Source organism: Streptococcus sp. 23.2 (assembly GCF_016648665.1).
GTDB classification, from domain to species: Bacteria; Bacillota; Bacilli; order Lactobacillales; family Streptococcaceae; genus Streptococcus; species Streptococcus salivarius_E.
The window spans coordinates 18,043-33,029 of sequence record NZ_JACLQJ010000009.1 but is presented as its reverse complement, the minus strand read 5'-3'; the positions used below and the strand labels follow the sequence as shown (position 1 = coordinate 33,029).

Below are 14,987 nucleotides of genomic sequence, written 5' to 3'. Positions count from 1 at the left end.
GATAGATAGAAAGTATAGGAAGTCATGGAATTACAATTTTTAGGGACGGGTGCCGGGCAGCCCTCCAAGGCCCGTAACGTGTCGAGTCTGGTTCTGAAGTTACTCGATGAAATCAATGAGGTCTGGATGTTTGACTGTGGGGAAGGTACTCAACGTCAGATTTTAGAAACAACAATCAAACCTCGTAAAGTTAAAAAAATCTTTATCACACATATGCACGGGGACCATATCTTCGGTCTACCTGGTTTCTTGGCTACTCGTTCTTTCCAATCTAGTGAAGAACAAACTGACCTTGAAGTTTATGGTCCAGTCGGTATTAAGCAATACGTCATGACTAGCCTTCGTACCTCGGGGACACGTTTACCTTATCATGTGCATTTTAAGGAAATTGATGAGCATAAGCTAGGCTTGGTTATGGAAAATGACAAGTTCGCTGTTTATGCAGATAAGTTGGATCACACCATTTTTTGTATTGGTTACCGTGTGGTTCAAAAGGATCTCGAAGGAACCTTGGATGCTGAGGCTCTTAAAGCAGCAGGTGTGCCATTTGGACCACTTTTTGGTCAAATTAAGAATGGTCAAGATGTGGTTCTTGAAGATGGAACGAAAATCATTGCCAAGGACTTCATTTCCGCGCCTAAGAAAGGTAAAGTTATCACTATCTTAGGTGATACCCGTAAGACAAATGCCAGTGTTCGTCTTGGATTGGGTGCAGATGTCTTGGTTCATGAGTCTACTTATGGGAAGGGCGATGAAAAAATTGCCAAGAGCCATGGACATTCAACCAATATGCAAGCAGCACAGGTAGCTAAGGATGCGTCAGCAAAACGCCTTCTTCTAAATCACGTATCAGCACGTTTCATGGGGCGTGATATCGGTAAGATGGCAGCAGATGCTAAAACAATTTTCGAAAACACCCACATCGTTCGTGACTTGGAAGAGGTAGAAATCTAATGGCTAAACAACGTATTATTGCTATTACTGGTGCCTCAGGAGGCCTTGCTCAAGAAATTGTCAAGCAGCTCTCACCCAGTGATGGTATTATCCTCTTAGGACGAGACAAGGACAAACTTGAGAAATGTTATCGCCATGTGGAAAATAAAACTTGCCTTGCCATTGACCTAAGAGACGACAAGGCCATTAAAGAGATGGTAGATTATCTCTATCAACGATTTGGACGTATTGACGTCTTTATCAATAATGCTGGTTACGGTGAATTCAAGTCTTATGATAACTACACTAGCCAAGAAGTCCGTGACATGTTTGACATCAATACCTTTGCAACGTTGACCTTTTCACGTCTGATGGCTGAGAAAATGGTGGAGCAGGGCAATGGGCATATCGTTAATATTGCTAGTATGGCGGGAAAAATTGCGACAGCTAATTCAAGTGTTTATGCAGCGACAAAGTTTGCGGTAATTGGCTTTTCAGATGCCCTGCGTTTAGAGTTGGCTGATAAGGGAGTCTATGTGACTACGGTCAATCCAGGTCCAATTGAGACATCTTTCTTCAATCAAGCTGATCCCTCTGGAGCTTATCTTGAGAGTGTTAAGAAATTTGTCCTCAGTCCTAAATACGTGGCTAAAAAGATTGTCCGTATTCTGGGCAAAAATAAACGTGAAGTCAATCTACCACGACTCTTAGCAGTTGCCCATAAAGGCTATACGCTATTTCCACACATCTCGGACAAACTAGCTACCAATATGTTTAACTACAAATAAGGGGATGCCAGATGGCAGCTAATATCCAAGCCTATTTAGAAAATCTCCAGCAACCCTGGGGTCAAATCTATTATGATATTCTTTTTGACCAATTACAGGACATCAAGGGTAAGCGAGTTCTTGATTTTGGTAGTGGCTTTGGCCTTGTAGCCAAGCACCTAGCGCAAGAAAATAAAGTCCTTGTTGTGGAGCCTAATGAAGAAATGGTGGCCTTGCGTACCCAAGATTACACCTACCAACAACTAGTCGGAAGTCTGGATCAGTTAGAAAGCTTTGAGGATGCTAGCTTTGATGTCATTCTCTGCCACAATGTCTTAGAGTATGTAGAGGATCGCAAGGTGGTTCTCAAGGAATTCACCCGCCTCTTGAAACCAGGTGGCCTGCTCTCTATCGTCAAGCACAATGAAGTCGGACGCGTCCTGCAGACCGTCGTCTTTGAAAATGATACTCAGAAAGCGCTTGATCTCCTAGCAGGTCAGAATCTGGAAACCCACTCCACTCCATGGGCTTGGCCCAGGCCTATGATCTAGATAGAGCAGTAGAAGACCTAGCCCTCGAAGTTCAGGACTACCAAGGAATTCGTGTCTTTTACGCCTTGCAGGACAATCACTTTAAAGGACAAGAAGGCTGGCGAGAGTCTATGCTCAAGATGGAGCTGGCCGTTTACCAAGAGTCCCCTTACAGAGATATCGCCTTCTTCCAGCACTATACCTTAAAAAGGAGTTAAGATGTTAAATTATAAAAAAGGGATTCCAGCGATAACAGACCTACTCGCACTGTACAGTTCAGTCGGCTGGACCAATTATACTAACAATCCAACCATGCTAGAAGAAGCTGTCAAAGCCAGTCTATGGCAGTTGGCGGTCTATGATAAGGAAGAGTTAGTAGCCTACATTCGCTTGGTAGGAGATGGGCACTCTGTCCTTTTGGTGCAGGACCTCTTGGTGCGACCAGATTACCAGCGCCAAGGCATCGGAAAAAAAACTCTTAGAAAAGGCTTTAGAGACGTTCCCCCATGTCTATCAACGGCTCCTTGTCACTGAACGTAGCGAGAAAAATTTAGCCTTTTACCAGTCCTTGGGCTTTGTCGAACTTTCAGAGCAAGCTTGTACAGGGATGATTTATAAATATTGATGTATAGGATTTCCAAATAGGGAATCTTTTTCTTGTTTTTCCTAATATTACTTGAAAATGATAGTAGAATAGAGTTAGTTAACGTAAAGAGGAGAAGGGAATATTTGAGAAAACACAAGTCAAATAAGGAGCAATACCCAGTTTTTTATTTTGTCTAGAAAAGCAGGGCTTTATTGAAAATATAGCACGAGTTGAAGCACCTTCCGATGTTTTCCATTCTCTTTTTAGGAAACTTAGGTTTCTATCCACTATGATAAATTTTTTCATGTTATAATAGGTAGACTAGATGACAGGGAGAAAATATAAAAACATGATTACATCAACGTATGATTGGAAAATAAACACAAAAGAGCCAGATGCTGGCTTTTTTAAACTTGCCAAAGAACATGGGCTGGCAGAAACAGCAGCCAAGATTGCTTATGAACGTGGCATTACGACAGAAGAGGCTCTTGAAGACTTTCTTAAGGCTGATCTATCACACCTTCATGATCCTTATCTTCTTCATGATATGGACAAGGCAGTGGCTAGAATTCGTCAGGCCATTGAAAATTACGAGCAAATCTTAGTCTATGGAGATTATGATGCGGATGGGATGACGTCAGCATCGATTGTCAAGGAAGCTCTTGAAATGATGGGCGCTGAAGCTCGAGTCTATTTGCCTAACCGTTTCACAGATGGTTATGGACCAAACGAAAGTGTCTACAAGTATTTCATTGAGCAGGAAGGCATTTCACTCATTGTTACAGTGGATAATGGGGTAGCGGGTAATGAGGCTATTGCGTATGCGCAAGAGCAAGGTGTGGACGTTATCGTTACAGATCATCATAGCATGCCATCACAGCTTCCAGATGCCTACGCCATTGTCCATCCAGAGCATCCAGATGCCGATTATCCTTTTAAGTATTTGGCAGGATGTGGTGTAGCTTTCAAATTAGCAACTGCCCTCCTTGAAACTATTCCTACAGAGATGTTGGACTTGGTAGCCATTGGTACCATTGCCGATATGGTTAGCCTTACGGATGAAAATCGTATTATGGTCAAGGTCGGGCTGGAAATTCTCAAGACTACTGAGCGAATTGGGCTTCAAGAATTGCTCCGCATTTCAGATGTGGACCCAACAACGATTTCCGAAGAAACGGTAGGTTTCAAACTGGCTCCTCAACTCAATGCCTTGGGACGCTTAGATGATCCAAATCCAGCCATTGAATTGCTGACCGGATTTGACGATGAGGAAGCTCAAGCCATTGCCTTGGAAATCAATGCTAAAAATGAAGAACGTAAGGAAGTTGTTCAAAAAATCTTTGATGAAGCCATGACTATGGTAGACTTGGAAAAACCAGTTCAGGTTTTGGCCAAGGAAGGTTGGCATCCTGGTGTTCTAGGTATTGTAGCGGGGCGCATCATGGAACAAATCAGCCAGACAGTAGTGGTTTTGAATATTGAAGATGGCTTGGCTAAGGGATCAGCCCGTAGTTTGGAATCAATCAATATCTTCCATGCCCTTGATGATCACAGAGACATCTTTACTGCTTTTGGAGGACATGCTGGAGCGGCTGGAATGACCCTTCCGGAGGAAAATCTTGGTCAACTCTCAGATATTTTGTGTCATTATGTCTACGATAATGACATTGATACAAGTGCCAAAAATACGCTTAATTTAGACGAGGAGCTCCAACTCAGCGAGCTTAGCTTGGATACCATTAAGAGCCTAGAAAAATTAGCACCTTTTGGTATGGATAATAAAAAGCCAGTCTTTTGGCTACATGATATTACCGTTACTCAAGCTAGGACAATGGGACAAAATGGAGCCCATCTTAAGTTTAAGGTGAAGCAAGGCAAGGATAGCTTTGACGTTGTCGCTTTTAATAAAGGTAATCTGCTTCAAGAATTTCAACAAGCTCAAGGTTTGGAATTAGCAGTGACCTTGTCTGTCAATGTTTGGAATGGTCAGACAACGCTACAGCTCATGCTAGAAGATGCACGTGTGGATGGTGTTCAATTATTTGATTTCCGCTCAAAAAATATGGCACTGCCTGAAGGCGTACCAACGGTAGAAGAAGCAGCAGACACAGAGCCTGCGGTTGTCCTCAACACCCTACCTGAATCAGTGACAGAATTAAAAGAGTGGTTTGAAGGTAAAGATTTTCAGGCTATCTATTTTAAAAATAGCATTAAGGAAGCCTATTATCTGACAGGTTATGGAACAAGAGAGCAATTTGCAAGGCTCTATAAAACCATTTACCAATTCCCAGAGTTCGATGTCCGTTATAAATTGGATGAACTCAGCCATTACCTTAAAATTGACAAGATTCTTCTGATTAAGATGATTCAAATCTTTGATGAATTGGACTTTGTGACCATTGATAATGGTGTTATGACAGTTAATAAAGAAGCTGAAAAACGTGAGATTGAGGACAGTCAGATTTTCCAAAATCTGAAACGACTCGTTAAGTTCCAAGAACTCATGGCTTTAGGAACGCCACAGGAAATTTATGATTGGCTGTATAAGTAGGGGAGTCTGAATCCAAAGGATTCGTCTCGAAATGAGGGTTAGCATTTTCTAAATTTACTATTTCATGCTATAATGATATGTAAATATTTTTTTGGCGAAAAGCCTATAGGAAGAACAAATGAAATTAGAAGATTATATTGCATCTATTGAAGACTACCCTAAAGAAGGGGTTACTTTCCGTGATATTAGTCCTTTGATGGCTGATGGAAATGCTTATAGCTATGCTATCCGTGAAATCGTTCAGTATGCGACTGATAAGAAGATTGACATGATTGTTGGTCCTGAAGCGCGTGGTTTCATCGTTGGTTGTCCAGTTGCTTTTGAACTTGGTATTGGTTTTGCTCCAGTTCGTAAACCTGGTAAATTGCCACGTGAAGTGATTTCAGCCGATTACGAAAAAGAGTATGGTGTCGATACACTTTGTATGCATGCCGATGCAATCAAGCCAGGCCAACGTGTACTTATCGTAGATGACCTTTTGGCAACTGGTGGTACCGTTAAAGCTACAATTGAAATGATTGAGCGCCTAGGTGGTGTCGTTGCTGGTTGTGCCTTCTTGATTGAGCTTGATGGTCTTAATGGACGTGATGCTATCGAAGGTTACGATACTAAAGTATTGATGAACTTCCCAGGATAAATCTATCTATGAATTAACAAAAGGCCTTAGGGCCTTTTTAACTCTTTTAAAATATAAGTGTTCTCTAAGTATAGTTTAAAGCTATAGCTAACTAGAGAAAATATATATTTGATAACAATACCTCCCCGGTTTATAATATGAAGATAGAATAAATAAGGATGGAGATATTGTTATGCCTATAAAACTTGATAATAAGTTACCAGCTCTTGATGTATTGCGTTCGGAAAATGTCTTCATCATGGATGAGAACAGAGCTAGTAGTCAGGATATTCGACCAATGGAGGTCTTAATCCTAAATCTTATGCCAACTAAAGAAGTTACAGAAACTCAGTTACTGCGTCTTTTAGCTAATACGCCACTTCAAATTAACGTCGAGTTTCTTTATATGGCTAGTCATAAGTCAAAAAATACACATGCCGAACATATGGAAACTTTCTATAAGACTTTTGATGAAATTAAGCATAAGTATTATGATGGTCTCATTGTAACAGGTGCACCTGTTGAGCAAATGCCATTTGAGGAAGTGGATTATTGGCAAGAATTAACACAAGTTTTTGATTGGTCTAAAAAGCATGTTTATTCAACCCTTCATCTGTGTTGGGGAGCTCAAGCAGGTCTCTATTATAAGCATGGAGTCGACAAGGTTCCATTGTCAGAGAAATTATCTGGAATCTATAAACAAACTGTTGACATGCCTGAAAACTTCCTTATGAATGGCTTTGATGATAGCTTTATGTCACCGCACTCACGCTATACAGAGGTTAGGCTCGAGGATATTAAAAACAAGACGGATTTAGATATTGTTGTGTCAGGACCAGAGGTTGGCTTATCCATTCTAGCAAGTAAGAATCTTCGTGAAGTATATAGTTTTGGTCATTTTGAATATGACCGTGATACTCTGGCAAGAGAATACCGAAGAGATTTGGATGCAGGCATTAATCCAGATGTACCGGCAAACTATTTCCCAGAGGATGATCCAAGTCAGGAGCCTAAACTACGTTGGAATCTTGCGGCATCTGCCTTCTTTAGTAATTGGATTAACTATGCGGTATATCAAGAAACACCTTATCGTTTAGAAGAGTTGGAAGACGATTTTTCATTCTACGGTTATTTGTAGTAGACAGTCTCAAAGGACTTATGTGAGAGCATTTGACTTTTTGGGGTGTCTAGCTACTTTGAAAGGTAAATATGAGTTTTTTTGAACAGTATCGATCAGGTAATCTGGTCCTTCCTAATGCTTTATTTTTCCACTTTAAGGATATTTTCCCATCTGCGGATGACTTTCTGGTTTGGCAGTTTCTCTATCTACAAACGACAACTCAGATTGGAGAAGTGGCTTCTAGTCAGATCGCGCAAGTAACTGGGAAGACGCCAACTGAAGTTAATAAAAGTATTACGACATTGACTGAGGCTGGACTTCTTGATTTCACGACTATTAAGATTAACAATGAAATTGAGATGGTTGTAGATGCCTCACCTGCCTTGGCAGTGTTGGACAAGTTAGTGAGCAATGAAAAGACAACGGCAAGGCCTGTCGTTGGTCAGCCAACCAATACCCAGCTCATCAAGCAATTAACAGATGAATTGGAACAAGCTTTGGGAATCTTGAATCCAATGGTTGTCGAAGATTTAAACAAGGAAATCCAAGAAGAACATACTGATCCCGAACTTATCCGTGAGGCTTTGAAAGAAGCAGTATTTAACCGCAAGACAAATTGGAATTATATAAAAGGAGTTCTTCGTAACTGGAAATTAAGTGGTATTACAACTAAAATTCAAGTTGAAGAGCGTCGTTTGGAGCATCAAGGTAAGAAGCACCATCATCAGGTTTCCGATGACTTCAAAACAGGAATGGATGCCGCCCGTCAATTATGGGGTGCCCAATAATGTTAGGAAGAAAACGTTTTAATGAGGCTTTAGCTCTCATGGGAGAGATGTTTCCCAATGCTCATGGAGAGTTGGAGTGGGAAACGCCTTTCCAACTATTAGTTGCTGTTATTTTATCAGCCCAGACAACAGACAAGGCTGTTAATAAGATTACACCAGGCTTGTGGGCGCGTTATCCAGAAATTGAGGATTTGGCTTCTGCCAACCTCGATGATGTTGAGATGTGTTTGCGAACGATTGGTCTTTACAAGAATAAAGCAAAGAACATCATTAAGACTGCTAGAGCTGTTTTAATGAATTTTGATGGACAGGTTCCGAAAACGCATAAGGAATTGGAAAGTCTACCTGGTGTGGGACGAAAAACGGCTAATGTGGTTTTAGCTGAGGTTTATGGCATTCCTTCGATTGCAGTAGATACGCACGTCTCACGTGTTTCCAAAAGGCTAAATATCGCCCCAGAGGATGCTAGTGTAGAGGAAATCGAAGCAGAATTGATGAAGAAAATCCCAAAGAAGGATTGGATTATCAGCCATCACCGTATGATTTTCTTTGGACGCTATCATTGCTTAGCTAAGAATCCTAAATGCCAGACCTGTCCTCTTCAAAGTTATTGTAAGTATTATAAAGAAACAACTAAGAAATAAGCTGAAGAATGTGATTTTCTTCGGCTTTTTACAACTGTAAGAATTTGTTACAAACTAGTAACTTGACAAAAGTCTCAGGCTTTAAGAAAATAGAAGAAACGATTTAGAAGCAGGAGCGTTTTAGTGAATGGCTGAATTCAGTAATGAAGAGTATCTGAGAGCCTTAGCTGATAATGGTGATAGAGAAGCAGCCAAAGAATATGAGCAAGCTTTGGATAATCGTATTTTTCAGTTGCAGATTTCATTGGCTCAAACGAGTGATCCACAGGGTCGTAGGGAAGTGCAAAAGCTCTTGGAACAAGAGGAAAAGAAAAAAAGGGACTACTTTCAAGAAAAAGAGGAAAAAGCTGTGAGCGAATTTAGACATCGTAAAAATGAAACTACAAAGGGAAGAAAAGTTTCGAGTTTTGACAAACTCAAAGATCCTAAAAACATTAGATGGGTAATTGGAGTTGTTGCAGTACTTGCAGTGGTTATTCCTGTTGTTACCTTGATGTGGTATAGTAATAACCAAAAAGAGAGTGAAACAAATCCATGGAAAAATGGTCAGTTGGCAAAAAGTAAGGAAGCAGCTGCAGCATCATCTGATAATCAATCCTCTCAAGTTGATACCTCATCTTTGTCTGATCAACAGTTAGAAGACTGGGTTGTTTCTACCTATGCTAAAGAACAAGGTTCAACTGGAGAAAATTATAAAAATCTAGGTTGGAATGTTTATTCATGGACGGATGATGATGATAACATAGTTTATGCTCAACTTTATGATGCCTATGGTAATGATGTTCTTCTTTTCCGTGTAGATAAGAAGGGACAACTCGAAGCCTATGGTGGTATTGACGGTTCAAGCGATTCTTGGGACGTCGTTTCAAAAACTTATACAACCGATTAATGAAACTATATAAAACACCTGACTATGGTGGTTGAGACTGTCTTTTGACAGTCTTTTTTGGTATAATTTAAGGTAATCGTGTATACAATTAAAAAGCTGACTGAGAAGATTTGGGGATGATGGTTCTACAGAACTTTTTTAATGTCTTCAGGTTTTCGAGGATAGGTTAAATAAAGGAGAGTTGTCGTGTCAGACTATTTATCGGTCACATCCTTAACAAAATATTTGAAAATGAAATTTGACCGTGATCCTTATTTAGAGAGGGTATATTTGACGGGACAGGTTTCCAATTTTCGTCGCCGCCCGAGTCACCAATATTTTTCGCTTAAGGATGAAGGAGCTGTTATTCAGGCGACGATTTGGGCTGGAGTTTTCAAAAAACTTGGTTTTGAACTCGAAGAAGGTATGAAGATCAATGTCGTAGGTCGTGTCCAGATTTATGAGCCTAGTGGCTCTTATTCCATTATTATCGAGAAGGCTGAGCCGGATGGTATTGGAGCTTTGGCTATCCAGTTTGAACAGCTTCGTAAAAAATTGACTGCAGAAGGCTACTTTGATGATCGTCATAAGCAAGCGCTGCCTAATTTTGTCAAAAAAATCGGGGTTGTCACAAGTCCTAGTGGTGCGGTTATTCGAGATATTATTACGACCGTTAGTCGTCGTTTTCCAGGGGTAGAAATCTTACTTTTCCCTACCAAGGTTCAGGGTGAAGGAGCTGCACAGGAAATTGCTGAAAATATTCAAAAAGCCAATCAAAGGGATGACTTAGATTTACTTATCGTTGGTCGTGGTGGAGGTTCTATTGAAGACCTTTGGGCTTTTAACGAGGAAATTGTTGTTCAGTCCATTTTTGAGAGTCGTCTACCTGTGATTTCAAGTGTTGGTCACGAAACAGATACGACTTTGGCTGACTTTGTTGCAGATCGTAGGGCTGCTACACCTACAGCAGCGGCAGAACTTGCTACTCCAGTATCAAAGGCCGATACCTTGGTTTGGATTCGTGAAAGACAAAATAGAGCTTATCAAGCCTGTTTGAGACGTATACAGTACAATCAAGAACGTTTAGCTAAACTGTCACAATCTGTTGTCTTTAGGCAACCTGAGCGCCTATATGATGGTTATTTACAAAAGTTGGATCGACTAACAACAAGGCTTGAAACCTTCGTGAGTCAAGATTTCGAGCGAAAGCAAAAAAAAGCGGAACTTTTGAAACAACGGTTACAAGGCTTAAATCTTCTGAGCAGTGTTCAGAACTATCAAGACCGTCGAGAGTCTTTGCAACGTTTATTGGTGACCACAACCAAGAACACCATTAATGGTAACCGTGTGAGATTAGAAAAGGCACAGGATGCTTTATTGTCTCTAGATACTAGCCGTATTGTTGCAAGGGGCTATGCCATTGTCAAAAAAGATGATAAACCTTTAACCAGTACCAAGAATATTACCGAAGGTGATCAATTAACCGTCCAAATGAGAGATGGAGAACTAGAAGTAGAGGTAAAAAATGTCAACTAAAAAAACATTTGAGGAAAATTTACAGGACTTAGAAGCCATTGTCACTAAGCTCGAAACAGGAGATGTTGCTCTTGAGGATGCTATTGCTGAGTTCCAAAAAGGTATGGCCTTGTCTAAGGATTTGCAGAAGACCTTGGAAGATGCTGAAAAAACACTAGTTAAGGTTATGCAAGCAGATGGTACAGAAACGGAAATGGATGCCTAATGAGCAAGCTAAATAAAATTGATGCGGCTATCCGTGATTACTACCAAAAAAATAATCTTCCTGTATCAAGTGATTTAATCACTGCTATTCTTTATTCAGTTGATAGTGGCGGTAAGCGTATTCGTCCACTGATTTTCTTAGATTTACTTGAAGGATTTGGTTTAGAGCTAACTCCTAGTCATTTCGATGTTGCAGCGAGTCTTGAAATGATTCATACTGGAAGTCTGATTCACGATGATCTGCCGGCTATGGATGATGATGATTACCGTCGAGGACGTTTAACCAACCATAAGAAATTTGATGAAGCAACGGCGATATTGGCTGGCGATTCTCTCTTTTTGGATCCCTTTGATCTCCTGTCCCAAACAGAGCTATCAGCAGAAATTCGAGTTCAATTGATTCAAGCATTGTCTCATTCCTCAGGCACCTTCGGTATGGTTGGTGGCCAGATGTTGGATATGAAGGGGGAAGGTCAGGAACTTGATTTATCGCAACTGTCTAAAATTCATGAGCATAAGACAGGTAAGCTTTTAACCTTTCCTTTTGTGGCGGCTGGTATTGTTGCTCAAAAAAATCTAGAGGTTTTGGAAAATCTGAAAGAAGCTGGTCGCCTGATTGGTCTTGCCTTTCAAGTACGTGATGATATTTTGGATGTGACTGCTGATTTCGAAGAACTTGGAAAGACACCTGGAAAAGATGTAGTAGCTGGGAAATCAACCTATCCGGCTCTTCTTGGTCTGGAAAAATCACATGCTATCCTCGAGGAATCACTCAATAAAGCGGAGGCTATTTTCCAAAATCTAGCTGAGACTCAAGGTTTCAAGAAAGACAGTATTATAGAAATCATAGAAAGGTTACGACTCCATGCCTAAGGAAAGAGTAGACGTCTTGGCTTATAAACAAGGCCTTTTTGAAACACGAGAACAAGCAAAACGTGGCGTAATGGCAGGTTTAGTTGTTAATGTTATCAATGGTGAGCGTTACGATAAACCTGGTGAAAAAATCGACGACGGTACAGAGTTGAAGCTTAAAGGTGAAAAACTTAAGTATGTGAGTCGTGGAGGACTCAAACTTGAAAAAGCTTTGGAAGTTTTCAATCTGTCAGTTGAAGGTATGACGACCATTGATATCGGAGCCTCAACAGGTGGGTTTACTGATGTTATGCTTCAAAATGGGGCCAAACTGGTTTATGCTGTTGATGTCGGTACCAATCAGTTGGTTTGGAAATTGCGTCAAGATGAGCGTGTTCGTTCCATGGAGCAATATAATTTCCGTTATGCTGAACCTGTTGATTTTACAGAAGGACTACCGTCTTTTGCATCAATCGATGTCAGCTTCATCTCTCTTAATCTGATTCTACCGGCTTTGGCTAAGATATTGGTTGATGGGGGGCAAGTTGTTGCTCTTGTGAAACCACAATTTGAGGCGGGCCGTGAACAAATTGGGAAAAACGGGATTGTCCGTGAGAGCAGTGTCCATGAAAAAGTGTTAGAAACAGTGACTGCTTTTGCGGTTGACTATGGCTTTTCAGTTAAGGGGCTGGACTTTTCACCTATCCAAGGTGGTCATGGTAACATTGAGTTTCTCGCACACTTGGAGAAGACAAATTCTCCTCAAAATGATGCTCAAACCTCTATTAAGGAAGTTGTAGCACAAGCACACAAGGAGTTTAAAAAGAATGAAGAAGAATGATCGTTTGGAGTTAATCCGAAAGATTGTCCAAGAAAATAAAATTACGACTCAAGGAGAATTGGTAAAATTACTCCAAAATGAGGGATTAAAGGCTACTCAAGCGACTGTATCGCGTGATATCAATGAAATTGGTATTACCAAAGTACCGACTGAAGACGGTTCTTACATCTATGGGCTCTCAACTGCTCCTAGACGAGTAGGTGGAACCTCTGTTGCGACTCGTCGCTTGTTGCGCGTTGATCGTCAACATGCCTTTATGAATATCGTTGTTCAACCTGGGACAAGCCGCCTCATCAAGAAGATTCTTTTAGATGAGTACAGGCATTTGATTTTTAGTGTTATTGCTGATGATGATACCCTCTTTTTAGTGGCTCAGTCAGAGTTAGCAGCTATTGAACTACAGGGGCAAATCATTAAGTGGGTTGAAGAATAGGAGGGCCTATGCTTCTCGAAATTACGATAAAGAATTTCGCAATTATTGAAGAGATTTCTCTAAACTTTGAGAATGGTATGACCGTCCTTACTGGTGAAACAGGTGCTGGTAAGTCCATTATTATAGATGCTATGAATCTTATGTTGGGTGCTAGGGCTTCTAGTGAGGTCGTCCGTCATTCAGCATCTAAGGCTGAAATTCAGGGCTTCTTTTCAATCGAACAAAATCCTGCCTTGGTTAGTATCTTGGAAGATAATGGGATTCCTGTTGAGGATGAATTGATTATCCGTCGTGAAATCTTCCAAAATGGTAGAAGTGTTAGTCGCATCAATGGGCAGATGGTCAATTTAACGACACTTAAAGCTGTTGGGCACTTCTTGGTAGATATCCATGGACAACATGACCAGGAAGAGCTTATGAAACCTGCTCTGCATATTACCATGCTTGATGCCTTTGGTGACAAGGAATTTTTCCAGACTAAGAAAGAGTACCAGGAGTATTTTGACCGCTATCGTGAGTTAAGAAAAGCTGTTCTTGAAAAGCAGAAAAATGAGCAGGAGCATAAGGCTCGAATTGAAATGCTAGCTTTTCAGATTGCAGAAATTGAAGCAGTCTCTCTAAAATCAGGAGAAGATTTGGCTTTAATGCAGGAGCGAGACAAGCTTCTTAATCATAAGCAGATTGCTGATACCTTAACAAATGCCTATGTCATGCTGGATAATGAGGATTTTTCAAGCCTTTCAAATGTTCGTTCTGCCATGAATGACCTCCAGTCTCTTGAAGAGTATGACTCTGATTACAAAGAACTCTCTGGAAATCTATCAGAAGCCTATTATGTTCTGGAAGATGTCACTAAGCAACTAGGTGATTTTTTGGATAATCTGGACTTTGATGCTGGGCGTTTACAAGAGATTGAACACCGCTTAGATACCATTAATGCCATTACTCGTAAATATGGTGGGACTGTCGATGACGTCTTGGATTATCTGGAAAATTCAAGTAAAGAATACAATCTTCTGACAGGAAACTCTAGCTCGTCAGATGCTATGGAACAAGAGCTTAAGCAACTTGAAAAGGACCTGCTTGCGTCTGCGGAGACCCTACAAACAGCACGCCATCAAATTGCTACGGCTCTTGAAGCTGAGATTAAGAACGAGTTATGCGACCTCTATATGGATAAGGCTGATTTTAAAGTCACCTTTACTAAGGGGAAATTTAATCGTGATGGTAATGAGCAGGTTGAGTTTTACATCTCAACCAATCCAGGTGAAGGCTTTAAACCGCTTGTTAAGGTAGCTTCAGGTGGTGAATTATCTCGACTCATGTTAGCAATTAAGTCAGCCTTTGCCCGCAAAGAAGATAAAACAAGTATCGTCTTTGATGAGGTTGACACTGGCGTTTCAGGACGTGTTGCCCAAGCCATCGCTCAGAAGATTCATAAGATTGGGAGTCATGGTCAGGTCTTGGCCATCAGTCACCTTCCGCAAGTTATTGCTATTGCTGATTATCAGTTCTTTATTTCTAAGGAAAGCGATAATGAGACAACTGTCTCTCGTGTTCGTCTTTTGACACCTGAGGAAAGGGTGCAAGAAATCGCTAAGATGTTAGCAGGTGATAACGTGACGGAGGCTGCCTTGAGCCAAGCAAGAGCTTTGTTAAAGGTGGATGACTCTCTTTAGGAAAAGACTTGGGAAAAACTTTCCAGTCATGCTATAATA

Annotated in this window: 14 protein-coding genes and 2 pseudogenes; all 16 read left to right on the top strand. The window is 40.8% G+C overall.

Annotation, left to right across the window (positions count from 1 at the left end; all coding sequences use genetic code 11):
- Positions 1-24 precede the first annotated feature (24 nt).
- The 16 genes and pseudogenes from rnz to recN all read left to right on the top strand — a co-directional run bounded on the left by rnz (position 25) and on the right by recN (position 14,948).
- Positions 25-954, top strand: a complete 930-nt coding sequence (gene rnz / locus H7T98_RS06110) for a ribonuclease Z (RefSeq protein WP_201061492.1) — start codon at positions 25-27, stop codon at positions 952-954.
- Positions 954-1,721, top strand: a complete 768-nt coding sequence (locus H7T98_RS06105; protein ID WP_175057545.1) for an SDR family NAD(P)-dependent oxidoreductase — start codon at positions 954-956, stop codon at positions 1,719-1,721. Before rnz ends, H7T98_RS06105 begins: the two co-directional genes overlap by 1 nt.
- A gap of 11 nt (positions 1,722-1,732) precedes the next feature.
- Positions 1,733-2,448: pseudogene (locus H7T98_RS06100) on the top strand (class I SAM-dependent methyltransferase).
- A gap of 1 nt (position 2,449) precedes the next feature.
- A pseudogene (locus tag H7T98_RS06095) lies at positions 2,450-2,855 on the top strand (GNAT family N-acetyltransferase).
- A 310-nt stretch (positions 2,856-3,165) separates the two neighbouring features.
- A complete protein-coding gene (recJ, locus tag H7T98_RS06090) occupies positions 3,166-5,367 on the top strand; it encodes a single-stranded-DNA-specific exonuclease RecJ (RefSeq protein ID WP_201061506.1) in 2,202 nt (733 codons plus the stop codon).
- A gap of 118 nt (positions 5,368-5,485) precedes the next feature.
- Positions 5,486-6,004: an adenine phosphoribosyltransferase gene (locus H7T98_RS06085; protein WP_201061490.1), complete on the top strand. Its 519-nt coding sequence runs from the start codon at positions 5,486-5,488 to the stop codon at positions 6,002-6,004.
- Positions 6,005-6,176: 172 nt separating this feature from the next.
- Complete coding sequence (metA, locus tag H7T98_RS06080) at positions 6,177-7,121, top strand: homoserine O-acetyltransferase MetA (protein WP_060971484.1); 945 nt, start codon at positions 6,177-6,179, stop codon at positions 7,119-7,121.
- Between the two features lie 71 nt (positions 7,122-7,192).
- Positions 7,193-7,891: a DnaD domain-containing protein gene (locus H7T98_RS06075; RefSeq protein ID WP_201061488.1), complete on the top strand. Its 699-nt coding sequence runs from the start codon at positions 7,193-7,195 to the stop codon at positions 7,889-7,891.
- Positions 7,891-8,535: an endonuclease III gene (gene nth, locus H7T98_RS06070; protein WP_201061486.1), complete on the top strand. Its 645-nt coding sequence runs from the start codon at positions 7,891-7,893 to the stop codon at positions 8,533-8,535. Before H7T98_RS06075 ends, nth begins: the two co-directional genes overlap by 1 nt.
- 127 nt (positions 8,536-8,662) lie before the next feature.
- Positions 8,663-9,424, top strand: coding sequence for a hypothetical protein (locus H7T98_RS06065; RefSeq protein ID WP_073685425.1), 762 nt, complete (start codon positions 8,663-8,665; stop codon positions 9,422-9,424).
- Between the two features lie 186 nt (positions 9,425-9,610).
- Positions 9,611-10,939: an exodeoxyribonuclease VII large subunit gene (xseA, locus tag H7T98_RS06060; RefSeq protein WP_129852316.1), complete on the top strand. Its 1,329-nt coding sequence runs from the start codon at positions 9,611-9,613 to the stop codon at positions 10,937-10,939.
- Positions 10,929-11,144 carry an exodeoxyribonuclease VII small subunit gene (locus tag H7T98_RS06055; RefSeq protein WP_002884058.1) on the top strand — a complete coding sequence of 72 codons (216 nt, stop codon included), beginning with the start codon at positions 10,929-10,931 and terminating at the stop codon, positions 11,142-11,144. Before xseA ends, H7T98_RS06055 begins: the two co-directional genes overlap by 11 nt.
- Positions 11,144-12,016 carry a polyprenyl synthetase family protein gene (locus tag H7T98_RS06050; RefSeq protein ID WP_156246650.1) on the top strand — a complete coding sequence of 291 codons (873 nt, stop codon included), beginning with the start codon at positions 11,144-11,146 and terminating at the stop codon, positions 12,014-12,016. Before H7T98_RS06055 ends, H7T98_RS06050 begins: the two co-directional genes overlap by 1 nt.
- Positions 12,009-12,836, top strand: coding sequence for a TlyA family RNA methyltransferase (locus H7T98_RS06045; protein ID WP_002884054.1), 828 nt, complete (start codon positions 12,009-12,011; stop codon positions 12,834-12,836). The genes H7T98_RS06050 and H7T98_RS06045 overlap by 8 nt, the downstream gene beginning before the upstream one ends.
- A complete protein-coding gene (locus H7T98_RS06040; protein WP_037601099.1) occupies positions 12,823-13,269 on the top strand; it encodes an arginine repressor in 447 nt (148 codons plus the stop codon). The genes H7T98_RS06045 and H7T98_RS06040 overlap by 14 nt, the downstream gene beginning before the upstream one ends.
- An 8-nt stretch (positions 13,270-13,277) precedes the next feature.
- Positions 13,278-14,948 (top strand): DNA repair protein RecN, encoded by a 1,671-nt coding sequence (gene recN / locus H7T98_RS06035; protein WP_037601101.1) that lies wholly within the window; start codon positions 13,278-13,280, stop codon positions 14,946-14,948.
- Positions 14,949-14,987 lie beyond the last annotated feature (39 nt).

Excerpts from the sequence above, each read along its gene's own strand:
- rnz (WP_201061492.1), top strand. The coding sequence starts at position 25 with ATGGAATTACAATTTTTAGGGACGGGTGCCGGGCAGCCCTCCAAGGCC.
- H7T98_RS06105 (WP_175057545.1), top strand. The coding sequence starts at position 954 with ATGGCTAAACAACGTATTATTGCTATTACTGGTGCCTCAGGAGGCCTT.
- recJ (WP_201061506.1), top strand. The coding sequence starts at position 3,166 with ATGATTACATCAACGTATGATTGGAAAATAAACACAAAAGAGCCAGAT.
- H7T98_RS06085 (WP_201061490.1), top strand. The coding sequence starts at position 5,486 with ATGAAATTAGAAGATTATATTGCATCTATTGAAGACTACCCTAAAGAA.
- metA (WP_060971484.1), top strand. The coding sequence starts at position 6,177 with ATGCCTATAAAACTTGATAATAAGTTACCAGCTCTTGATGTATTGCGT.
- H7T98_RS06075 (WP_201061488.1), top strand. The coding sequence starts at position 7,193 with ATGAGTTTTTTTGAACAGTATCGATCAGGTAATCTGGTCCTTCCTAAT.
- nth (WP_201061486.1), top strand. The coding sequence starts at position 7,891 with ATGTTAGGAAGAAAACGTTTTAATGAGGCTTTAGCTCTCATGGGAGAG.
- H7T98_RS06065 (WP_073685425.1), top strand. The coding sequence starts at position 8,663 with ATGGCTGAATTCAGTAATGAAGAGTATCTGAGAGCCTTAGCTGATAAT.
- H7T98_RS06055 (WP_002884058.1), top strand. The coding sequence starts at position 10,929 with ATGTCAACTAAAAAAACATTTGAGGAAAATTTACAGGACTTAGAAGCC.
- H7T98_RS06050 (WP_156246650.1), top strand. The coding sequence starts at position 11,144 with ATGAGCAAGCTAAATAAAATTGATGCGGCTATCCGTGATTACTACCAA.
- H7T98_RS06045 (WP_002884054.1), top strand. The coding sequence starts at position 12,009 with ATGCCTAAGGAAAGAGTAGACGTCTTGGCTTATAAACAAGGCCTTTTT.
- H7T98_RS06040 (WP_037601099.1), top strand. The coding sequence starts at position 12,823 with ATGAAGAAGAATGATCGTTTGGAGTTAATCCGAAAGATTGTCCAAGAA.
- recN (WP_037601101.1), top strand. The coding sequence starts at position 13,278 with ATGCTTCTCGAAATTACGATAAAGAATTTCGCAATTATTGAAGAGATT.